The sequence below is a fragment of the Streptomyces sp. NPDC092045 genome, assembly GCF_044756005.1.
In the GTDB taxonomy this organism is placed as follows: domain Bacteria; phylum Actinomycetota; class Actinomycetes; order Streptomycetales; family Streptomycetaceae; genus Streptomyces.
This window is the reverse complement of record NZ_JBIVSC010000004.1, coordinates 353,054-372,984: the sequence shown is the minus strand read 5'-3', so window position 1 is coordinate 372,984 and position 19,931 is coordinate 353,054. Positions and strand designations below refer to the sequence as shown.

Below are 19,931 nucleotides of genomic sequence, written 5' to 3'. Positions count from 1 at the left end.
CCCAGGGCCCAATCCGGGCCCTTCGCCCCCTTCGCGCGCGCCCGCTCCCCTACTGCTGGCCCTGGTCGTACTGCTGCTCGTACCGGCGCAGCTGGTCCAGGTCGATCATGCTCGTGTCGAAGAAGCTGGTCTCGTCGAGCGCGGCGGCCTGCTGGGGCTGGTGGGCCGGCGGGGCGGGCTGCTGGTACGCGTAGGGGTCCTGCTGCTGGTAGGCGTACGGGTCGGCCTGCTGCTGGTACCCGTAGGGGTCCGGCTGCTGCTGGACCTGCTGGTACGCGTAGGGGTCCTGCTGCTGGTACCCGTACGGGTCGGGCTGGTGCTGCGGCGGGGCCGGGACCTGCGCCTGGGCCTGCGCCGGGATCTGGGGGGCGGGCGTCTGCGCCGGCGCGGGGTCGGAGAGCTCCGCGAGGCCGGCCAGGTAGTCGGCGTCGCTGGTGTGGACCGTGCCGCCGAGCCCCTCCTGGGCGGCCATGTGCTCGCCGAGGGCGTCGCTGGCGATCCGGCCGTGCAGCTTCTGCCGGCCCCGCCCGACGGCCTCCAGGGTCTTGCTGAGGACCGCCTCGAAGGCGCCCAGCTTGGCGGCGATGAAGTCATCGGCCCCGCCCTCCCGGTGGATCAGCGTCTGCGGGTCCGCGCCGTCCTCGTCGGCGTACCCGTCCGGACCGATCCCCGGGCCGCGGCCGAGGAGCTTCTCGCGGCCCCGGTCGACGGAGCCGATGGTCTTGTTGAGGACGACCTCGAAGTTGGCGAGCTTGGAGTCGACGTAGTCGTCGGCCTCGGCGCGGACCTCCTCGGCCTCGCGGCGGGCCTCGGAGAGGATCCGGTCGGCCTCCTCCCGCGACTCCCGGGCCACCTGGGAGTCGGAGACGATCGAGCCCCGCTCGGCGTGGGCGGCCTCGATGATCCGCTCGGCCTCCTGGCGGGCCTGCTCGACCATCTGCTCGCGGCCGCCGATCAGCTCCCGGGCCTGGGCGAGGGAGCCGGGCAGGGCCTCCCGCACCTCTTCCAGCAGGGCGAGCAGCTCGGCGCGGTTGACCACGCAGGATGCCGACATGGGCATGGAGCGGGCGCCCTGCACGGTCGCCACGATCTCGTCGAGCTTCTTCTGCACGTCCACCTGGTGCTCGCCACTCTCTACAGCCGATTGGAGAAGGACGGGACGACTGTAAGGGCAGTCGGCGCCCGTCCGACACCAGGTGACGGAGCGTCAGCGGAGGTGGCCGCGCGTCACTTCCGCGCGAGCCGCTCGGTCAGCTGCCCGAGGACCAGCGGCGGGACCAGGTGGGAGACGTCTCCGCCCCAGGCCGCCACCTCCTTGACCAGCGAGGAGGAGAGGAAGCTGTACGTCGGGTTGGTGGGGACGAAGAGGGTCTCCACGCCCGAGAGGCCGTTGTTCATCTGGGCCATCTGGAGCTCGTAGTCGAAGTCGCTGACCGCGCGCAGGCCCTTGACGATGGCGGGGATGTCGCGCTGCTTGCAGAAGTCGACGAGCAGGCCGTGGAAGGACTCCACCTCGACGTTGCCGAAGTCGGCGGTGACCTCGCGGATCAGTTCGATCCGCTCGTCGACCGTGAAGAGACCTTTCTTCGACTGGTTGATCATCACGGCCACGTGTACGACGTCGTACAGCTTGGAGGCGCGGGCGATGATGTCGAGGTGTCCGTTGGTGATGGGGTCGAATGACCCCGGACAGACGGCGCGGCGCAACGTGGGTCCCTCGCTCTCCGGTCCGGTCATCGTGCGTCTTCGCACGTAGAGGCGGCGCGACCGTACCAAAACGTTCCCTCGCCGTAACGACGGGCCCGCAGTGGCTCGAAACCGGCCGGCCAGCCGAATTCCCCGCCTCGGGTGCTGCGCTCCACGGTGACGAGGGCATCCTCGCTCAGCCACCCCTCCGCGCGCAGTGTGAGGAGAATCTCCCGCAGGTCCGCGTCCCCGACGGCGTACGGCGGGTCGAGGAAGACCAGGTCGTACGGGTCGGCGGGGGCCGGTCCGGTGACGATCTGCTCGGCCTTGCCGGTGCGGAGCTCCGCGCCCGGCAGGCCGATCGCCCGGACGTTGTCCCGGATGGTCCTGGCGGCGCGGGGGTCGGCCTCGACGAGGAGGGCGTGGGCGGCGCCCCGGGAGAGCGCCTCCAGGCCGACGGCGCCGGAGCCCGCGTACAGGTCGGCGACCCTGGTCCCGTCGAGGGTGCCGTGGAGCGCCTCCCAGGTGGAGAAGAGGCCCTCGCGCGCCCGGTCGGAGGTGGGGCGGGTGCCGTTGCCGGGCGGCACGGCCAGGCGCCGGCCGCCGGCCGTACCGGCGATCACGCGGGTCATCGGTGTCCTCGTCCTGCGTCGTCCAGTGCGTACGTCTCAGGATATGGCCGCGGTGGGACCGGTGGGCGGTCAGCCCTTCTCCAGGTACTCCTCCCGGTCCTTGTCGAGGAGGGCGTCGAGGGCGGTGCGCAGGCCCGGCTGGGTGGCGAGGTCCGGGTCGGCGAGGACGAGGGCGGTGGCCTCCTCGCGGGCGGCGGCGATGACCTCCTCGTCGTCGATGACGGTGAGGACCCGCAGGGAGGAGCGGACGCCGGACTGGGCCTGGCCGAGGACGTCGCCCTCGCGCCGCTGTTCGAGGTCGATGCGGGAGAGTTCGAAGCCGTCGAGGGTGGAGGCGACGGCGCCGAGGCGCTGCCGGGCGGGGCTCGCCTCGGGCATCTCGGTGACGAGGAGGCAGAGGCCGGGGGCGGAGCCGCGGCCGACGCGGCCGCGGAGCTGGTGGAGCTGGGAGACGCCGAAGCGGTCCGCGTCCGTGATCACCATGGCGGTGGCGTTCGGAACGTTGACGCCGACCTCGATGACGGTGGTGGCGACGAGGACGTCGAGGTCGCCGGCGGCGAAGCGGCGCATGACGTCGTCCTTGTCGTCCGGGTGCATGCGGCCGTGCAGGACGGCGATCCGCAGGCCGGCGAGGGGGCCGGCGCGGAGCTTCTCGGCGACGTCGAGGACGGCGAGCGGGGGCCGCTTCTCGGCGTCGTCCCCCTCGGCGGACTTCGCCTTGGAGGCGGCCTTCTTCCGGTCCTCCTCGTCCCCGATGCGGGGGCAGACCACGTACGCCTGGTGCCCGTTCTCGACCTCCTCGCGGACCCGCTCCCAGGCGCGCGCGAGGAAGTGCGGCTTGTCGGCGGCGGGGACGACGTGACTGGCGATCGGGGAGCGGCCCGCGGGCAGCTGGTCGAGGACGGAGGTCTCCAGGTCGCCGAAGACGGTCATGGCGACCGTGCGCGGGATGGGCGTCGCGGTCATGACGAGGAGGTGCGGGGGCTGCTTGCCCTTGCCGCGCAGGGCGTCGCGCTGCTCGACGCCGAAGCGGTGCTGCTCGTCGACGACGACCAGGCCGAGGTCGTGGAACCGGACCTTGTCCTCGATCAGGGCGTGCGTGCCGATGACGATCCCGGCCTCGCCGGTGACCAGGTCGAGGAGGGCCTGGCGGCGGGCGGCGGCGCCCATGGAGCCGGTGAGCAGGACGACCTTGGTGGCCCGGTCCGCGCCGCCGAGCATCCCCCCCTCGGCCAGCTCGCCCATCATCTCGGTGACGGAGCGGTGGTGCTGCTGGGCGAGGACCTCGGTGGGCGCGAGCATCGCGGCCTGCCCCCCGGAGTCGACGACGGCGAGCATGGCGCGCAGGGCCACCATGGTCTTGCCCGAGCCGACCTCGCCCTGGAGGAGGCGGTGCATGGGGTGGTCGGTGGCGAGGTCGTCGAAGATCTCCTTCGAGACCTTCAGCTGGCCGTCGGTGAGGGTGAAGGGGAGTTTGGCGTCGAAGGCGCCGAGGATGCCGTCGGGGGCGGGCCTCCGGGGGACGGCGGGCAGCTGGGTGTCGGCGTGCCGGCGGCGGGCGAGGGCGACCTGGAGGACGAAGGCCTCGTCCCACTTGAGCCGCTCCCGGGCGGCGGCGATGTCGGCCTTGGTGCGGGGCCGGTGGATCATCCGCAGGGCGTCGGGCAGTTCGGCGAGGCCGCGGCCCTCGCGCAGGGCGTCCGGGAGCGGGTCGACGGCGTCGGTGACGCCCGGCAGGACCGCGTCGACGGCCTTGGCGATCTTCCAGGACTCCAGTTTGGTGGTGGCCGGGTAGATCGGGATGAGGGCCCCGGCCCAGACGTCCACGGCCTCCTCGCGGTCGCCGCGCAGGAGTTCGTACGACGGGTGGGCGAGCTGGAGGCGCCGGTTGAAGAGCGAGACCTTGCCGGCGAACATCGCGCGGGTGCCGGGCAGCAGGTCCTTGTGCGGCTTGTGCACGCCCTTGCCGAAGAAGACCAGCTGGAGGCGGCCGCTGCCGTCGGTGATGGTCACTTCGAGGCGCTGGCCGCGTCCCTTGGAGCCGTTGAAGGTCAGCACGCGGGCGTCGGCGACCTGCGCGACCACCGTGACGTGCTCGTCGAGCGGCAGGTCGGAGAGGGTGGTCAGCTCCCCCCGCTCGGCGTACCGGCGGGGGTAGTGGTGCAGCAGGTCCCCGACCGTGTGCAGGTCGAGCGCCTCGGCCATGACCTTGGCGGTGGCGGGGCCGAGGGACTTCTTGAGTGGTTCGTCGAGCGCGGGCACGCGTTCCATTGCACACCACGGGACCGACAGTCGGGGCGGGGGCTGTGGACGAACCCCGGAACCGGGCCCTATTCCACCCCGATGAGCAGCGGCGGGGCCTCCGCGCCCGCGTGGTACGTGGTGGTGTCGACGGCCAGGTAGCCGCGGCGGACGTGGTGTTCGAGGTCGGCGGCGAGGCCGGGCGGGGTGTCGTCGGCGACGACGAGGGTGACGAGTTCGCCGCCGGCCGAGAGCATCCGGTCCAGGACGGTGCGGGCGGTCTCGGTGAGGTCCTTGCCGATGACGGCGACGTCGCCCTCGATGAGGCCGAGGACGTCGCCGGCCTGGCAGACGCCGGCCGAGGTGAAGGACCGGTGCTCGGCGATGGCGAGTTCGGCGTAGCGGGTGGCTCCGGCGGCGGCGGTCATGGCGACGACGGCCTCGTCGAAGCGCCGGTCGGGTTCGTGGACGGCGAGGGCGGCGATGCCCTGGACGGCGGCCCGGGTGGGGATGAGGGCGACGCGGACGCCCTCGGCCCTGACGCGTTCGGCGGCCGCGGCGGCGGTCTCGCGCAGGTCGGTGTCGTTGGGCAGCAGGACGACCTCGCGCGCGTGCGCCCGCCGGACGGCCTCGACGAGCTCGTCCTCTGCGGGGGGTTCGCCCGGACGGGCCCGCACGGTGGTCGCGCCGGCCTCGGCGCAGAGCCCGGCGAGGCCCTCGCCGGGGACGACGGCGACGATCGCGCGCGGGACGCGTTCCCCGCGTGCAGCGTCGTCTCCGGTGCCGCACGCGGGCGCGTGCCCGTCGCCCTCGGCGCCGCACGCGCGTGCGTGCCCGTCGCCGTCGGCGCCGCACGCGGGCGCGTGCCCCTCGCCGGTCCCGTGCCGGTGCACGTGCGCGCCGTCGGACCCGTGCCGGTCGCCGGACCCGTTCCCGGTCCCCCGCGCGGGGCCGCGTCCCGGCGCGGGCGTCGCGGCGGACGCGAAGTGGGTGATCCGGATGCGGTGGGGCCGGCCGGCCTCGACGCCGGCCTCGACGGCGGCGCCCGCGTCGTCCACGTGCACGTGGACGTTCCAGAGGCCGTCGCCGCCGACGACGACCAGGGACTCCCCCAGCGCGTCGAGTCGGGAGCGCAGCAGTTCGACGGCCGGCCCGTCGGCCTCCAGGAGGTAGATCACCTCGTAGGCGGGGCCGTCCTCGCCGGCGCAGTCCTCGCGGGGGGCGGGCGGCGGGAGCGGCGCGGCCCCGGGACGGTCCGGGGTCCGCCCGGTGACGGTCTCCAGGAGGGCGCCGAGGACGGCCACCAGGCCCTGTCCGCCCGCGTCCACGACCCCGGCGCGTTCGAGCGCGTCGAGCTGGCCGGAGGTGGCCGCCAGGGCGGTCGCGGCCCCCTCGTGGGCGGCGCGGGCCACCTCCACGAGCGTGCCGCCCGCCGCACAGGCCCCGGCGGCGGCGCTCGCCACGGTGAGGACGGTGCCCTCCACGGGGCGGGCGACGGCCCGCCGGGCCTCGCGCGCGGCCTCGGCGAGGGCGCGGGCGAGGTGATCACCGTCACATCCGTCGGCGAGGACGGCCGCCATGCCGCGCAGGAGCTGGGAGAGGATGGTCCCGGAGTTGCCGCGGGCGCCGAGGAGGGCGCCGTGGGCCATGGCCCGTACGGTCTCGGCCGTGTCCGGGGCGGAGGCGGCGAAGACCGCTTCGACGGCCCGGTGGGCGGCTTCCGCCGTCAGGTAGAGGTTGGTGCCGGTGTCCCCGTCCGCGACCGGGTAGACGTTGATCGCGTCGATCTCCTCGCGCTCCCGTGCGAGGGCGTCGAGGGCCCTCGCGCACCAGGTCCGGACCGCTTCGGCGTCGAGCTCGACGAGCTCCTCGTCAGGCTGAAGGGCTCGCGACAACGGGGGGTCCTCCTTCGGCGGTGAGCTCACCGCAGGGTAGACCGGAGGTGTCCCGGGCGTGACCGGGGCCCGGGGCGGGGCCGGCGGGGAACATGGTAGTTTCGTTCCACCGAGGCAGTCGTTGTATGCTGCTTCGGTTGCCCGGTTCAGTCCGGGCCGTTCCCCGGCAAGCCACTTCAGACTCCTGATTCCGGTGCGCCGGATTTCACTGTAATTCTGAAGTCTTTGGAGTGACCCGTGGCTGCCAACTGCGACGTCTGCGGCAAGGGGCCGGGCTTCGGCAACAACATTTCGCACTCGCACCGCCGTACGTCCCGTCGCTGGAACCCGAACATCCAGCGCGTGCGTGCCGTGGTCGGTCGGACGCCGAAGCGGCTCAACGTCTGCACCTCGTGCATCAAGGCCGGCAAGGTCTCGCGCTAACCGCGACGTTCCGTCGTAGCGCAGCCCCTGCGGTTGCCTTGAGAGGCCGGTCCACCTCGGTGGACCGGCCTTTTGCCTTGCCCGGAAACGGGATCGGACTTGAATTCGGACCGGGATCGGGACCGGATTCAGACCGGGGTTCGGATCGGGTCCGGACCGGGACCGGGATCGGATTCGGGTCCGGAGGCGTGTGACGCCCCCGGACCGGCTCAGTCCCTGAACCGCCAGCCGTGGTCGACCGGGCCTATGCCCGCGCCCAGGGCGAATCCCGCGCCGATGGCCCCGGTCACGTACTCCTTGGCCTCCCGCACCGCCTCCGGCACCGTGCGCCCCTTGGCGAGCCCGGAGGCGATCGCCGAGGCGAGCGTGCAGCCCGTCCCGTGGGTGTGCCGGTTGTCGAGGCGCGGGGCGCGGAACCAGTGCTCCTCCTCGCCGTCCGTGAGCAGGTCCACCGCCTCCCCGCCCGCGGGCAGGTGCCCGCCCTTGATCAGGACCCACTCCGGTCCGTACGACAGGATCCCCGCGGCGGCGTTCCTCATGTCGCCCTCGTGCACGACGTGCACGCCGACGAGCTGCGTCACCTCGTCCAGGTTGGGCGTGGCGACGGTGGCGAGGGGCAGCAGTCCGGTGCGGACGGCGTCGAGCGCGGACGCGGCGAGGAGCGGGTCGCCGTGCTTGGAGACCCCCACCGGGTCGACGACGACGGGCGCGCCGCCGGTGTCCGCGAGGAGTTCCGCGACGGTCTCCACGAGCGGGGCGGTGGCCAGCATGCCGGTCTTCACGGCCTGGACGCCGATGTCGTCGACGACGGACCGGTACTGGGCGCGCACGGCCTCCACCGGCAGTTCCCAGACGCCCTGGACGCCCCGCGAGTTCTGCGCGGTGACGGCGGTGAGGACGCTCATGCCGTGGACGCCGAGCGCCAGCATCGTCTTCAGGTCGGCCTGGACGCCCGCGCCGCCGCCGGAGTCGGACCCGGCGACCGTGAGGACCAGCGGCGGCCTCACTCCGTCTCCCCGAAGTGGTCCCAGCCGCCGGCCGCGTGCCAGGGCGCGCCGTCCACGGTGACCTGGGGCAGCGCCGAGGGGTTGAGGACCTCGCCGATGACCTTCCAGCGGGCGGGCAGCTTCACGTCCGGCGGGAAGGTGGCGACGATGGCGTGGTCCTCCCCCCCGGTGAGCACCCACTGCATGGGGTCGACGCCGACGGCCTGGCCGATGTCGTTCATCTGGGTGGGGATGTCGATGAGTCCGGAGCGCAGGTCGATGCGGACCTTGCTGGCCTCCGCGATGTGGCCGAGGTCCGCGATGAGGCCGTCGCTGACGTCGCACATGGCGGTGGCGCCGAGGCCGGCGGCGGCCGGGCCCGCGTGGTACGGCGGTTCGGGCCTGCGGTGGGCCTCGACGAAGGCGCGCGGGGAGCGGAAGCCGCGCGAGAGGACCGCGTATCCGGCGGCGGACCAGCCGAGCCAGCCGGTGTAGGCGACGACGTCGCCGGGCTGGGCGCCGCCCCGGGTGACCGGGTCGTGGTTGCGCAGGTCGCCCAGGGCGGTGATGGAGACCATGATCGTGTCGCCGCGCACGACGTCGCCGCCGACCACGGCGGCGCCCGCGACCTGACATTCGTCGCGCAGGCCGTCCATGAGTTCGGTGGGCCAGGTGACGGGGAGTTCGGCGGGGACGACGAGGCCGAGGAGGAGCGCGGTGGGGACCGCGCCCATGGCGGCGATGTCGGCGAGGTTCTGCGCGGCGGCCTTGCGGCCGACGTCGTACGCCGTCGACCAGTCGCGGCGGAAGTGACGTCCTTCGAGGAGGATGTCCGTGCTGGCCACCACGCGCCGGTCGGGGGCGGAGACGACCGCGGCGTCGTCGCCGGGCCCGATCCGTACCGCCGGGGTGGAGGTGAGCCGGGACGTGAGCTCCCTGATGAGCCCGAACTCGCCCAGCTCTCCGACTGTGCCCTTCACCGCGTCTCACCTCGTGTCTTCGTGCCGGCCGGCGGGCGGGGGCGCGTCTGGGCGCGCCGCGGGTCGCGGGCCGTCACCGTGCTGGGTACCGTCAAGTAGACCGTCAACTTCTGTCCTGCGTACGCCACGCCCCGGGTGTCCCCGGACGCGCGGGTCTCCCCGCGGCCCGCGGCGACGCGGTACCGTGGCGTCCCTTTCTCCCACAAGATCCTCGTGGTCGCCCTGGAGGTTCCGTGGTACAGGCGTACATCCTCATTCAGACCGAGGTGGGCAAGGCGTCGACCGTCGCCGACACCATCTCCAAGATCCCGGGGGTGATCCAGGCCGAGGACGTGACCGGTCCGTACGACGTGATCGTGCGCGCGCAGGCGGACACGGTCGACGAGCTGGGCCGCATGGTGGTCGCCAAGGTCCAGCAAGTGGACGGCATCACGCGCACCCTCACCTGCCCGGTCGTTCATCTGTAGCCCCCGTCTACGCTTGGCCGGTGATGTCTTCCCACCGGCCCTTCGGCCTGCCCGCCGCCGTCGCGGCCGCCGTGCTGCTGCTGGCGTCCGCGGGCTGCTCCCCGTCGGGCGCCCCGGCGTCCGTCGCGGTGCCCAGCCCTCCGGCGGAGGAGGCCGCTCTCTGCCAGGCGCTGGCGAAGGAGCTGCCCGACACCGTGGCGGGGCTGGAGCGGAGTGACCCGGAGCCCGGCTCCGAGTTGACCGCCGGGTGGGGTGACGGAGCGATCGTACTGCGCTGCGGGGTCCCCCGGCCCGAAAAGATGAGCGACGCGAAGGCGCAGGGCGTCTCCGCGAACGGCGTGCGCTGGATGCTGGAGCGGCCGGAGGGCTCGGGCCCCCGGTTCACCTCGGTGTACCGGGAGACGTACGTCGAGGTGGACCTCGACGCGCGGTACGAGCACGACGCCGGACCGCTCGCCGATCTCGCCGCCCCCGTGGCGAAGTCGGTCCCGTGCGCGCTCGAACCGGAGTGCTCCTAGCCGTCTTCCGGCGGGGGCCTTCCGGCGGGCGTCTTCCGGCAGAGGCCTTCCGGCAGCCGTCCTCCGGCGGGCGTCCTCCCGGAGCCGGCCGCGTCCGTGCGCGGCCGGCCCGGCACCGGCTCCGCTAGCGCAGGCCCGTGGAGCGGGTCAGCGCGGCCTGGAGGAGGCGGTCGACCAGCTCGGGGTAGCTCACGCCGCTCTCCTGCCACATGCGCGGGTACATGGAGATGGGCGTGAAGCCCGGCATGGTGTTGATCTCGTTGATGACGAAGTCGCCGTCCTCGGTGAGGAAGAAGTCGGCGCGGACCAGGCCCTCGCAGGAGACGGCCTCGTAGGCGGCGACGGCCAGGCGCTGGATCTCGGCGGTGGCCCCGTCCCCGATGGGGGCGGGCACGATGCCGGAGGCGGAGTCGATGTACTTCGCCTCGAAGTCGTAGAAGTCGTGGTCGGTGACGGGCGGGATCTCGGCCGGCACGCTGGCGCGCGGGCCGTCCTCGAACTCCAGGACGCCGCACTCGATCTCGCGCCCGCGGACCAGCGCCTCCACGATGATCTTGGGGTCGTGGCGGCGGGCCTCCTCGATCGCCTCGTCGAGGCCGGAGAGGTCGTCGACCTTGGTGATGCCGACGGAGGAGCCGCCACGGGCGGGCTTCACGAAGAGCGGCCAGCCGTGGTCGGCGGCGAACTCCACGATCTTCTTGCGGGCGGCGGCCGGGTTCTGCTCCCACTCGCGCGGCCGGACGACCTCGTAGGGGCCGACCGGGAGGCCGAAGGAGACGAAGACCCGCTTCATGTACTCCTTGTCCTGGCCGACGGCGGAGGCGAGGACGCCCGCGCCGACGTAGGGGACGCCGGAGAGCTCCAGGAGGCCCTGGAGGGTGCCGTCCTCGCCGTACGGGCCGTGGAGGACGGGGAAGACCACGTCGACCTCGCCGAGGGCGCGCGGCACGGTGCCGGGCTCGGCGAGGACGACCTCGCGGTTGGCGGGGTCGACGGAGAGGACGACGCCGCCCTGCTCGGACTCGGCCAGGTCGGCGACGTTCGGCAGCGCGCGGTCGGCGATGGCCATCCGCTCCGGGGCGTCGGCGGTGAGCGCCCAGCGCCCGTCCGTCGTGATGCCGATGGGCAGCACGTCGTACTTGTCCCGGTCGATGGCGCTCAGGACGGCGCCGGCCGTGACGACGGAGATGGCGTGCTCGGAGCTGCGTCCGCCGAAGACGACGGCCACGCGCGGCTTGCGGGGGCTCTGGGTGTTCTCGCTCATATCGCGATGAGGGTACCTTGCGGTTCCCGAACTCCTGAGCGCCCCGCCGCGCGCGCGTCCGGGTCGTCGGAGCGCGCGCGGGGCCCGGACCGGCCCCGGCTCAGCGGCGTTCGGGCTTCGCCGAGCGCGACATGAGCTCCTTGAGGGCGACGATCGGCGGCTTGCCCTCGTGGACGATGGAGACGACGGTCTCGGTGATGGGCATGTCGACGCCGTGGCGGCGGCCCAGATCGAGCACCGACTCGCAGGACTTGACGCCCTCGGCGGTCTGCTTGGTGGCCGCGATGGTCTCCTGGAGGGTCATCCCGCGGCCGAGGTTGGTGCCGAAGGTGTGGTTCCGGGAGAGCGGCGAGGAGCAGGTGGCGACGAGGTCGCCGAGGCCCGCGAGGCCGGAGAAGGTGAGCGGGTCGGCGCCCATGGCGAGGCCGAGGCGGGTGGTCTCGGCGAGGCCGCGGGTGATGAGCGTGGCCTTGGAGTTGTCTCCGAGGCCCATGCCGTCCGCGATGCCGACGGCGAGGCCGATGACGTTCTTGACGGCGCCGCCGAGCTCGCAGCCCACCACGTCGGTGTTGGTGTACGGGCGGAAGTACGGGGTCAGGCAGGCGGTCTGGAGCCGCTGGGCAACCGTCTCGTCGACGCAGGCGGCGACGGCGGCGGCGGGCTGCCGGGCGGCGATCTCCTTGGCCAGGTTGGGGCCGGTGAGGACGGCGACGCGCTCGGCGGGGACGTCCGCGACCTCGGTGATCACCTCGCTCATCCGCTTGGCGGTGCCGAGTTCGACGCCCTTCATGAGGGAGACGAGGACGGTGTCGGGGGCGAGGAGCGGCGTCCAGGCGGCGAGGTTGCCGCGGAGGGTCTGGGAGGGGACGACCAGGACGGTGAAGTCGGCGGCCTCGGCGGCCTCGGCCGGGTCGGCGGTGGCCGTGACCGCCGCGGGGAGTTCGACCCCCGGCAGGTAGTCCGGGTTGGCGCGGGTGGCGTTGATCTCCGCGGCGAGCTCGGCGCGGCGGCCCCAGAGGCTCACCTCGCAGCCCGCGTCGGCGAGCACCATGGCGAAGGCGGTGCCCCAGGATCCGTTGCCGAAGACGGCTGCCTTGGTCACTTGGTGCCCCCTTCGGCGGCCTTGCGCCGTTGTTCCAGGCGGGCCCTGCGGTGGTCGTACGGTTCGGCGGGCGCCTTCTCGCCGCGGACCTCCTCCAGGAGGGCGGTGATGGCGGCCATGATGGTCTCGGTGGCCTCGCGCAGCACCTCGGGCGTGGGTTCGAGCCCGTGGAAGCGGGAGAGGTCGACCGGCGGTCCGGCCTGCACGATCAGCGTCTTGCGGGGGAAGAGCCGGACCTTGTTCTGCTTGGCGTACGGCGGCACCGCGAGGTTCGCGCCCCACTGGGCCACCGGGATGACGGGGGCCTTGGTGAGGAGCGCGACGCGGGCGGCGCCGGTCTTGCCGGCCATGGGCCACATCTCGGGGTCGCGGGTCAGGGTGCCCTCGGGGTAGAAGGCGACGCACTCGCCGCGCTCGATGGCGTCGACGGCGGCGCGGAAGGCGTCGAGCGCGTCGGTCGTCTCGCGGTAGACGGGGATCTGCCCGGTGCCGCGCAGCATCGTGCCGACGAAGGAGCCCTTGAAGAGGGCGGCCTTGGCGAGGAAGCGCGGGACGCGGCCGGTGTTGTACTGGTAGTGCGCGTAGGAGAGCGGGTCCAGGTAGGAGTTGTGGTTCACCGCGGTGATGAATCCGCCGTCGGCCGGAACGTGCTCCATGCCGCGCCAGTCCCGCTTGAACAGAACCACCAGGGGGGGTTTGGCGATGACCGCCGCGAGGCGGTACCAGAAGCCGATTCTGCGGCGGGGCACGCGGACACCTTTCTCCGGGACGGGCTGGCAGGGGGTCAGTGTCGCCCCATGCTCCTGCGCTGTCGAGTGACACCGTACGCCCCGGCCCCTCGGGCGGGCCGCACGGGCGGGACAGAATGGTCCGCGATGAACACCGATGCGGACGACGGCTGGTCCCTCGTCGTACCCCTGAAGCCCCTTGCCCTGGCGAAGAGCAGGCTGGCCGCGGCGGCGGGCGCGCGGCTGCGGCCCCGGCTCGCGCTCGCGTTCGCCGAGGACACCGTGGGGGCGGTGCTGGACTGCGCGCGGGTGCGGGAGGCGGTGGTGGTCACCGACGACCCCGCGGCCGGCGGGGTCCTCGCGGCGCTGGGGGCGCGGATCGTGCCGGACGCGCCGGCGGCGGGGCTCAACGCGGCGCTCGCGCACGGGGCGCGGACCGTGCGGGCCCGGCGTCCGCACGCGCGCGTGGCGGCGCTCAACGCGGACCTCCCGGCGCTGCGCCCGGCGGAGCTGTCCCGGGTCCTGGACGCGGCCCGGGCATTTCCGAGGGCATTTCTCGCGGACGCCGCCGAAATCGGCACGACATTCCTCTCGGCTGCTCCGGGAGTGGAATTGGCACCGGCATTCGGGGGCGCGTCGAGGCTGCGGCATTTGTCGTCGGGGGCGGTGGAAATCCGGCTCGCGGGGGTGGATTCCGTACGCCGGGACGTGGACACCGGGGAGGATCTGGCGGCGGCGGGGGAGCTGGGGCTCGGCCCGCGGACGGCCGCCCAATGGCTGCCGGCGGCCGGATAGGCTGCGGTCCATGCAGGCGACCGCGTACACGTACGACCCCGAGACCCGCAGCGGCAGCGTGCTGCTCGACGACGGCACCCCGGTGGAGTTCGGGGCGGAGGCCTTCGCGGCGGGCGGACTGCTGCTGCTGCGGCCGGGCCAGCGGGTGCGGATCGAGACGGAGCCGGGCGGCCCGGGGGGCGGCCCGCGGATCACACTGGTGACGCTCCAGACCTTCTAGGCCCTTCGGGTTCCGGGGCCTTCCGGTTTCAGGTCTCCCGGTCCCCGGGTGTCCCTGTCTTCGGGTCTCCCTGTCCTCGACCCGCCCGGTCTTCGGGTTTCCCTGCCTCGGGTCTCCCTGTCCCCGGGCCTTCCGGTTTCAGGTCTCCCTGTCCTCGGGTCTCCCTGTCCTCGGCCCTCCCGGTCGTCCGCGCCACCGGTCTCCCTGTCCTCGGCCCTCCCGGTCGTCCGCGCCACCGGTCTCCCGGTCTTCGGGTCTCCCGGTCTCCCGCACCCCGGGTCGTCCGCGCCCCGACCCCCCGCGCCCTCCGGCCCTCGCGGGACCTCCCGGTCCGGGCCGGGCCCCGGACGCGCCGCGGGCCGGGCTCCTCGGAGGGAGCCCGGCCCGGCGGATCGTTCCCGCACGTCCTACTTCTTGGCGGCGGTCTTCTTGGCGGTGGTCTTGCGCGCCGTCGTCTTCTTGGCGGGCGCCTTCGTCGCCGTGGCCTTCTTCGCGGCCGGCGCGGTCTTCTTGGCGGCCGAGGTCTTCTTGGCCGAGGCGGCCGTGGTGGTCTTCTTCGCGGCGGCGGAGGTCTTCTTGGCCGCGGCGGTGGTCGCGGTCTTCTTCGCCGGGGTCGCCTTCTTGGCGGCCGCCGTGGTGGTCTTCTTCGCGGGGGTCGCCTTCTTGACGGCGGCCGTGGTGGTCTTCTTCGCCGGGGTCGCCTTCTTCGCGGCGGCCTTCTTGGCGGTGGTGGCCTTCTTGGCGGCGGCCTTCTTCACCGTCGCGGAGGCACCGCCGGTGAGGCTGCCCTTGGGGGCCTTCTTGACGGAGACCTCGCCGCCCTTGGGGAGCTTCTTCGAACCGCTGACCAGGTCCTTGAAGCCCTGACCGGCGCGGAAGCGGGGGACGGAGGTCTTCTTCACGCGCACCCGCTCACCCGTCTGCGGGTTGCGGGCGTAGCGGGCCGGCCGGTCGACCTTCTCGAACGAGCCGAAACCCGTGACGGAGACCCGGTCGCCCCCGACCACGGCACGCACGATGGCGTCGAGCACGTGGTCGACGGCTTCGGCGGCCTGCTGGCGACCGCCCATCTTGTCGGCAATCGCTTCTACGAGCTGCGCCTTGTTCACGTCTTCCCCTTCGGAGACATTGCCAGAACGAAAGTGTTCAAGCTTTTTCGCACGTTAGGCATGTATATACCGCAAATCAAACACGAAACGGTCTAATCACCCTAGTGCCGCAACGCGGAAGAGCCGTTGCGGAGTTCCTGGTGTCAGTCGTCCTCTGGGAATCGGCCCTCGTCGAGGTCCTTCATCAACCGGTCCAGACGCGTCGCCGCGTCCTTGAGATCGTGCTTCGCCGCGGCCGTCACGACCAGCAGCTTCCGGGACAGCGCCATCCTTACGCCCTCCGGGACTTGCAGTGAGCGCACCCTTGTGTGCGCTTCCTTCAATCGGGCGGCGACTGCCTCGTAGAGCTCGAGTTGGCTGTCGCGTTCCATGCACCGATTGTGCCATCTAGGGCGAGTTGTCGCCCGACAGGGGCTCAACAAGCGACTGCGCCCCCCACCGGAGGGTGGGGGGCGCAGTCGTGGAAAAGCGCTGCTCAGACCGTAATTGTACGGGGTTTGTAGGAGGGCCTGGCCGCCTCGTAGGCCGCGATGTCGGCTTCGTTCTGAAGGGTGAGGCTGATGTCGTCGAGTCCGTTCAGGAGGCGCCAGCGGGCGTTCTCGTCCAGCTCGAAGTCGGCGTCGATCCCGGCGGCCAGGACCTTGCGGCGCTCCAGGTCGACGGTGACCTCGGCGGTCGGGTCGGCCTCGGTCAGCTCCCAGAGCGCGTCCACCGTCTCCTGCGGGAGGACCACGGTCAGCAGGCCGTTCTTCAGCGAGTTGCCGCGGAAGATGTCGGCGAAGCGGGAGGAGATCACGGTCTGGAAGCCGTAGTTCTGGAGCGCCCAGACGGCGTGCTCGCGGGAGGAGCCGGTGCCGAAGTCGGGGCCGGCGACCAGGACCGAGGCGCCCTGCCGCTCGGGGCGGTTGAGGACGAACTCGGGGTCCTTGCGCCAGGCCTCGAAGAGGCCGTCCTCGAAGCCGTCGCGGGTGACCTTCTTGAGCCAGTGCGCGGGGATGATCTGGTCGGTGTCGACGTTGCTGCGGCGCAGCGGGACGGCCCGGCCGGTGTGCGTGGTGAAAGCTTCCATGGTTCCTCAGACCCCCGCGGTGGTGACGGCGTCGGACAGGTCGGCCGGGGAGGCCAGATGGCCCAGTACGGCGGTGGCGGCGGCGACCTGGGGCGAGACCAGGTGGGTCCGGCCGCCCTTGCCCTGCCGGCCCTCGAAGTTGCGGTTGGAGGTGGAGGCGGAGCGCTCGCCGGGGGCCAGTTGGTCGGGGTTCATGCCCAGGCACATCGAGCAGCCCGCGTGCCGCCATTCGGCGCCGGCCTCCTTGAAGACCTTGTCCAGACCCTCCTCGACGGCCTGGAGGGCGACCCGGACGGAGCCGGGGACGACCAGCATCCGGACGCCGTCGGCGACCCTGCGGCCCTGGAGGAGGTCGGCGGCGTTGCGCAGGTCCTCGATGCGGCCGTTGGTGCAGGAGCCTACGAAGACGGTGTCGACCTTGATGTCGCGCAGCGGCTGCCCGGCGGTCAACCCCATGTACTCCAGGGCCTTTTCGGCGGCGAGGCGCTCCGAAGCGTCTTCGTACGAAGCCGGGTCGGGGACGTTCGCCGAAAGCGGGGCGCCCTGGCCGGGGTTGGTGCCCCAGGTGACGAACGGCGCCAGGGAGGCGGCGTCGATGACGACCTCGGCGTCGAAGACGGCGTCCTCGTCGGACCTCAGGGTCTTCCAGTACGCGACGGCGGCGTCCCAGTCCTCGCCCTCGGGGGCGTGGGCGCGGCCCTTCAGGTAGGCGAAGGTGGTCTCGTCGGGGGCGATCATGCCCGCGCGGGCGCCGGCCTCGATCGACATGTTGCAGATGGTCATCCGGGCTTCCATCGAGAGCTTCTCGACGGCGGAGCCGCGGTACTCCAGGATGTAGCCCTGGCCGCCGCCGGTGCCGATCTTCGCGATGATCGCCAGGATCAGGTCCTTGGCGGTGACGTCCTCGGGCAGCTCGCCGTCGACCGTGACGGCCATGGTCTTCGGGCGGGCCAGCGGCAGGGTCTGGGTGGCGAGGACGTGCTCGACCTGGCTGGTGCCGATGCCGAACGCCAGCGCGCCGAAGGCGCCGTGCGTGGAGGTGTGGGAGTCGCCGCAGACGACCGTGGTGCCGGGCTGGGTCAGGCCCAGCTGGGGACCCACGACGTGGACGACGCCCTGCTCGACGTCGCCCAGCGGGTGCAGGCGGACGCCGAACTCGGCACAGTTCTTGCGGAGGGTCTCCAGCTGCGCGCGGGAGACGGGGTCGGCGATCGGCTTGTCGATGTCGAGGGTCGGGGTGTTGTGGTCCTCGGTGGCGATGGTGAGGTCGAGGCGCCGCACCTGGCGGCCGTTCTGGCGGAGGCCGTCGAAGGCCTGCGGGCTGGTCACCTCGTGCAGCAGGTGCAGATCGATGAAGAGGAGGTCGGGCTCGCCCTCGGCGCGCCGGACGACGTGGTCGTCCCAGACCTTCTCCGCGAGTGTCCTACCCATCGCTTTCCCTCCGGCCGACGTCTACGCCGGCACAACTAGAGACCCGTTTCGCGGGCCGTTGTGCGGCCGCCTCACCAGAGTGACAAGTTCCTCGGGAAATTGAACTTGCGTTTCACAGAGTGAGACGCGAATATCGTTGCATGGACAACTCTAGCGGCGTAGGCGTTCTCGACAAGGCAGCCCTTGTCCTGGGCGCCCTGGAGTCCGGTCCGGCCACCCTCGCAGGACTGGTCGCGGCGACGGGACTCGCACGGCCCACGGCACATCGTCTCGCCGTGGCACTGGAACACCACCGGATGGTGGCGCGCGACATGCAGGGCCGGTTCATCCTCGGCCCGCGCCTGGCGGAGCTCGCCGCCGCGGCCGGCGAGGACCGCCTCCTCGCGACCGCGGGCCCGGTGCTCACGCATCTGCGCGACGTCACCGGCGAGAGCGCCCAGCTCTACCGGCGCCAGGGCGACATGCGCATCTGCGTGGCGGCGGCCGAGCGGCTCTCGGGCCTCCGGGACACGGTCCCGGTCGGCTCGACGCTGACCATGAAGGCCGGCTCGTCGGCGCAGATCCTGATGGCCTGGGAGGAGCCCGAGCGGCTGCACCGCGGCCTCCAGGGCGCCCGCTTCACGGCGACGGCCCTGTCGGGCGTGCGGCGCCGCGGCTGGGCCCAGTCGATCGGCGAGCGGGAGCCGGGCGTCGCGTCCGTCTCCGCGCCCGTGCGCGGTCCCTCGAACCGCGTGGTGGCCGCCGTGTCGGTCTCGGGTCCCATCGAGCGCCTGACGCGCCACCCGGGCCGCATGCACGCCCAGGCCGTCATCGACGCCGCCGCCCGTCTCTCCGAGGCGCTCCGCCGCAACGGCTGACGCTCCCCCTCTTTCCCGTTCCTCCCGGCCCACCGCTCCAACGCCGCAGCGGTGGGCCGGAGTTGTGTCCGGAGCCGTACGGCGGGGAACAGCGAAGAAGCCCTCCCCCGAAGGGAAGGGCTTCTCCTGTGCGTACCCCCGACCGGATTCGAACCGGCGCTACCGCCTTGAGAGGGCGGCGTGCTAGGCCGCTACACAACGGGGGCCTTGCGGATGAGATCCGCGGGTGCAGATGAAGCTCTGCGAGCTGGCCTACCTGGACTCGAACCAAGAATGACGGTACCAGAAACCGTAGTGTTGCCAATTACACCATAGGCCATGGTGGTTACACCGTACCCCCGACCGGATTCGAACCGGCGCTACCGCCTTGAGAGGGCGGCGTGCTAGGCCGCTACACAACGGGGGCCCTAGCGATCCCACCCGGCCGGAACCGGGTGATGTCACCGCAGATCCACCGGGAGCTACCCAAGTGATCTACAGGATGGATCAGTACCCCCGACCGGATTCGAACCGGCGCTACCGCCTTGAGAGGGCGGCGTGCTAGGCCGCTACACAACGGGGGCCTTGCGGATGAGATCCGCGGGTGCAGATAAAGCTCTGCGAGCTGGCCTACCTGGACTCGAACCAAGACTAACGGAACCAGAAACCGTCGTGCTGCCAATTACACCATAGGCCACCGGGGCAACGTCCCCACCAGGGAGGATCTTGCTCGGCTTGCGCTTTCGGGGCTCTTGCCTTTCGGCTTGTTTCCCTCGGCGCAGGAAGAACATTACCCGAAGGTGGACCGCGCTCCAAAACGGCTATCCGCGCGCAGCAGACCGGGGAGCTGGCCCAGCTCCGTGATCCGCTCCAGCTCGGGCCGTCCGCCGGTGTCCGCGCGGTCCAGCCAGACGCCCATGAGCCCCGCCTCCACCGCGCCCCGGGCGTCGATGTCCGGCTGGTCCCCGACGTACGCCACCTGGTGCGGGGGCAGGCCGAGGGCGGTGCAGGCGGCGTGGAAGGCCTCCGGGGCGGGCTTGGCGACGCCGAGCTCGGCGGCGCACAGGACGGCCTCGAACCGGTCCCGGACGCCCAGGACGCGGAGCTTGCGCTCCTGGTTGCGGATGCTGGAGTTCGACAGGACCGCGTGACGGTAGTCACGGGCGAGCAGGTCGAGCACGGGCACGGTGTCGGGGAAGAGCGCCCAGGCGGCCTCGTAGTGGACGACGTACCGGTCGAACCAGGCGTCGGCCTCGGCGGAGGCGAGCTCCGGCCGGCCGAGGAAGTCGCGGACCCGGTCGCGCCGCTGGTCCAGGAAGTCGCCGCCCTCCCGCTCGAAGCGGCGCCAGTGGAGGACGGTGAGCTCCCGCCAGCGGTCGAGGGCCGCCTCCACCGTGCCGAACCCGTCGAGGAGCCCCTCGGCCGCGAGGTGGCCGCGCATCCCGGCCGCGTCGGCGGTGGCGTAGTCGAAGATCGTGTCGTCGATGTCCCAGAGGACCGCCCGGATGGTCATGGGGCCACGGTACCGACGGCGGGGGTGCGCCGGAGG

The 19,931-nt window shown here is 72.5% G+C and carries 21 protein-coding genes and 5 tRNA genes; 6 read left to right on the top strand and 20 right to left on the bottom strand.

Annotated features, from left to right (window positions below; translation table 11 throughout):
* Nucleotides 1-49: 49 nt before the first annotated feature.
* The 5 genes from ACIQKA_RS15130 to ACIQKA_RS15110 all read right to left on the bottom strand — a co-directional run bounded on the left by ACIQKA_RS15130 (nucleotide 50) and on the right by ACIQKA_RS15110 (nucleotide 6,454).
* Nucleotides 50-1,117: a cell division initiation protein gene (locus ACIQKA_RS15130; RefSeq protein ID WP_383432720.1), complete on the bottom strand. Its 1,068-nt coding sequence runs from the start codon at nucleotides 1,115-1,117 to the stop codon at nucleotides 50-52.
* A gap of 110 nt (nucleotides 1,118-1,227) precedes the next feature.
* Nucleotides 1,228-1,707 carry a pantetheine-phosphate adenylyltransferase gene (coaD, locus tag ACIQKA_RS15125; RefSeq protein WP_383155832.1) on the bottom strand — a complete coding sequence of 160 codons (480 nt, stop codon included), beginning with the start codon at nucleotides 1,705-1,707 and terminating at the stop codon, nucleotides 1,228-1,230.
* Between the two features lie 26 nt (nucleotides 1,708-1,733).
* Entirely contained in the window at nucleotides 1,734-2,318 is a 585-nt protein-coding gene (rsmD, locus tag ACIQKA_RS15120) for a 16S rRNA (guanine(966)-N(2))-methyltransferase RsmD (RefSeq protein WP_383155799.1), read from the bottom strand.
* 69 nt (nucleotides 2,319-2,387) lie between these two features.
* The gene (recG, locus tag ACIQKA_RS15115; RefSeq protein ID WP_402541182.1) at nucleotides 2,388-4,589 is read right to left on the bottom strand and encodes an ATP-dependent DNA helicase RecG; all 2,202 of its coding nucleotides are present in this window, start codon (nucleotides 4,587-4,589) and stop codon (nucleotides 2,388-2,390) included.
* 59 nt (nucleotides 4,590-4,648) lie between these two features.
* Nucleotides 4,649-6,454 (bottom strand): DAK2 domain-containing protein, encoded by a 1,806-nt coding sequence (locus ACIQKA_RS15110; protein WP_402541180.1) that lies wholly within the window; start codon nucleotides 6,452-6,454, stop codon nucleotides 4,649-4,651.
* Nucleotides 6,455-6,691: 237 nt separating this feature from the next.
* On the opposite strand from ACIQKA_RS15110, the gene rpmB reads away from it, so the two are divergent.
* Complete coding sequence (rpmB, locus tag ACIQKA_RS15105; protein ID WP_003957616.1) at nucleotides 6,692-6,877, top strand: 50S ribosomal protein L28; 186 nt, start codon at nucleotides 6,692-6,694, stop codon at nucleotides 6,875-6,877.
* A gap of 209 nt (nucleotides 6,878-7,086) precedes the next feature.
* Here rpmB and thiD read toward each other — a convergent pair whose 3' ends face one another.
* Together thiD and ACIQKA_RS15095 are read right to left on the bottom strand one after the other, a co-directional pair.
* A complete protein-coding gene (gene thiD / locus ACIQKA_RS15100; RefSeq protein WP_402541178.1) occupies nucleotides 7,087-7,884 on the bottom strand; it encodes a bifunctional hydroxymethylpyrimidine kinase/phosphomethylpyrimidine kinase in 798 nt (265 codons plus the stop codon).
* Entirely contained in the window at nucleotides 7,881-8,843 is a 963-nt protein-coding gene (locus ACIQKA_RS15095) for a thiamine-phosphate kinase (RefSeq protein WP_030220601.1), read from the bottom strand. Before ACIQKA_RS15095 ends, thiD begins: the two co-directional genes overlap by 4 nt.
* A 233-nt stretch (nucleotides 8,844-9,076) precedes the next feature.
* Between ACIQKA_RS15095 and ACIQKA_RS15090 the strand changes: the two genes are divergently transcribed.
* Entirely contained in the window at nucleotides 9,077-9,310 is a 234-nt protein-coding gene (locus ACIQKA_RS15090; RefSeq protein WP_017947604.1) for an Lrp/AsnC family transcriptional regulator, read from the top strand.
* A gap of 23 nt (nucleotides 9,311-9,333) precedes the next feature.
* The gene (locus ACIQKA_RS15085) at nucleotides 9,334-9,828 is read left to right on the top strand and encodes a DUF3515 domain-containing protein (protein WP_383155830.1); all 495 of its coding nucleotides are present in this window, start codon (nucleotides 9,334-9,336) and stop codon (nucleotides 9,826-9,828) included.
* Nucleotides 9,829-9,952: 124 nt separating this feature from the next.
* Here the strand turns inward: ACIQKA_RS15085 and ACIQKA_RS15080 are convergent, their stop codons facing one another.
* From ACIQKA_RS15080 to ACIQKA_RS15070, 3 genes are all read right to left on the bottom strand, one after another.
* On the bottom strand, nucleotides 9,953-11,092 hold the full coding sequence (locus tag ACIQKA_RS15080) for a D-alanine--D-alanine ligase family protein (protein ID WP_383155790.1): 1,140 nt from the start codon (nucleotides 11,090-11,092) through the stop codon (nucleotides 9,953-9,955).
* 100 nt (nucleotides 11,093-11,192) lie between these two features.
* On the bottom strand, nucleotides 11,193-12,194 hold the full coding sequence (locus ACIQKA_RS15075; protein WP_402541176.1) for an NAD(P)H-dependent glycerol-3-phosphate dehydrogenase: 1,002 nt from the start codon (nucleotides 12,192-12,194) through the stop codon (nucleotides 11,193-11,195).
* On the bottom strand, nucleotides 12,191-12,943 hold the full coding sequence (locus ACIQKA_RS15070) for a lysophospholipid acyltransferase family protein (protein WP_383155786.1): 753 nt from the start codon (nucleotides 12,941-12,943) through the stop codon (nucleotides 12,191-12,193). Before ACIQKA_RS15070 ends, ACIQKA_RS15075 begins: the two co-directional genes overlap by 4 nt.
* A gap of 126 nt (nucleotides 12,944-13,069) precedes the next feature.
* On the opposite strand from ACIQKA_RS15070, the gene cofC reads away from it, so the two are divergent.
* Nucleotides 13,070-13,717, top strand: a complete 648-nt coding sequence (cofC, locus tag ACIQKA_RS15065) for a 2-phospho-L-lactate guanylyltransferase (RefSeq protein ID WP_383155784.1) — start codon at nucleotides 13,070-13,072, stop codon at nucleotides 13,715-13,717.
* A gap of 10 nt (nucleotides 13,718-13,727) precedes the next feature.
* Complete coding sequence (locus tag ACIQKA_RS15060; protein WP_376246796.1) at nucleotides 13,728-13,937, top strand: hypothetical protein; 210 nt, start codon at nucleotides 13,728-13,730, stop codon at nucleotides 13,935-13,937.
* A gap of 407 nt (nucleotides 13,938-14,344) precedes the next feature.
* Here the strand turns inward: ACIQKA_RS15060 and ACIQKA_RS15055 are convergent, their stop codons facing one another.
* From ACIQKA_RS15055 to leuC, 4 genes are all read right to left on the bottom strand, one after another.
* Entirely contained in the window at nucleotides 14,345-15,046 is a 702-nt protein-coding gene (locus ACIQKA_RS15055) for an HU family DNA-binding protein (protein WP_383184796.1), read from the bottom strand.
* A 143-nt stretch (nucleotides 15,047-15,189) separates the two neighbouring features.
* Nucleotides 15,190-15,417, bottom strand: coding sequence for a hypothetical protein (locus tag ACIQKA_RS15050; RefSeq protein WP_015036430.1), 228 nt, complete (start codon nucleotides 15,415-15,417; stop codon nucleotides 15,190-15,192).
* Between the two features lie 104 nt (nucleotides 15,418-15,521).
* Nucleotides 15,522-16,115 carry a 3-isopropylmalate dehydratase small subunit gene (leuD, locus tag ACIQKA_RS15045; protein WP_383432730.1) on the bottom strand — a complete coding sequence of 198 codons (594 nt, stop codon included), beginning with the start codon at nucleotides 16,113-16,115 and terminating at the stop codon, nucleotides 15,522-15,524.
* A 6-nt stretch (nucleotides 16,116-16,121) separates the two neighbouring features.
* Nucleotides 16,122-17,546 (bottom strand): 3-isopropylmalate dehydratase large subunit, encoded by a 1,425-nt coding sequence (gene leuC, locus ACIQKA_RS15040; RefSeq protein WP_383155777.1) that lies wholly within the window; start codon nucleotides 17,544-17,546, stop codon nucleotides 16,122-16,124.
* Nucleotides 17,547-17,686: 140 nt separating this feature from the next.
* Here leuC and ndgR point away from each other — a divergent pair, with 140 nt between their 5' ends.
* Complete coding sequence (gene ndgR / locus ACIQKA_RS15035; protein WP_189981172.1) at nucleotides 17,687-18,403, top strand: IclR family transcriptional regulator NdgR; 717 nt, start codon at nucleotides 17,687-17,689, stop codon at nucleotides 18,401-18,403.
* Nucleotides 18,404-18,536: 133 nt separating this feature from the next.
* Here ndgR and ACIQKA_RS15030 read toward each other — a convergent pair.
* From ACIQKA_RS15030 to ACIQKA_RS15005, 6 genes are all read right to left on the bottom strand, one after another.
* Nucleotides 18,537-18,609, bottom strand: a tRNA-Glu gene (locus tag ACIQKA_RS15030).
* Between the two features lie 41 nt (nucleotides 18,610-18,650).
* Nucleotides 18,651-18,722 (bottom strand) — tRNA-Gln (locus ACIQKA_RS15025).
* 14 nt (nucleotides 18,723-18,736) lie between these two features.
* Nucleotides 18,737-18,809 (bottom strand) — tRNA-Glu (locus ACIQKA_RS15020).
* An 84-nt stretch (nucleotides 18,810-18,893) separates the two neighbouring features.
* Nucleotides 18,894-18,966 (bottom strand) — tRNA-Glu (locus ACIQKA_RS15015).
* 41 nt (nucleotides 18,967-19,007) lie between these two features.
* Nucleotides 19,008-19,079, bottom strand: a tRNA-Gln gene (locus ACIQKA_RS15010).
* A gap of 93 nt (nucleotides 19,080-19,172) precedes the next feature.
* On the bottom strand, nucleotides 19,173-19,895 hold the full coding sequence (locus ACIQKA_RS15005) for an HAD family hydrolase (protein WP_390107264.1): 723 nt from the start codon (nucleotides 19,893-19,895) through the stop codon (nucleotides 19,173-19,175).
* Between the last annotated feature and the right edge of the window lie 36 nt (nucleotides 19,896-19,931).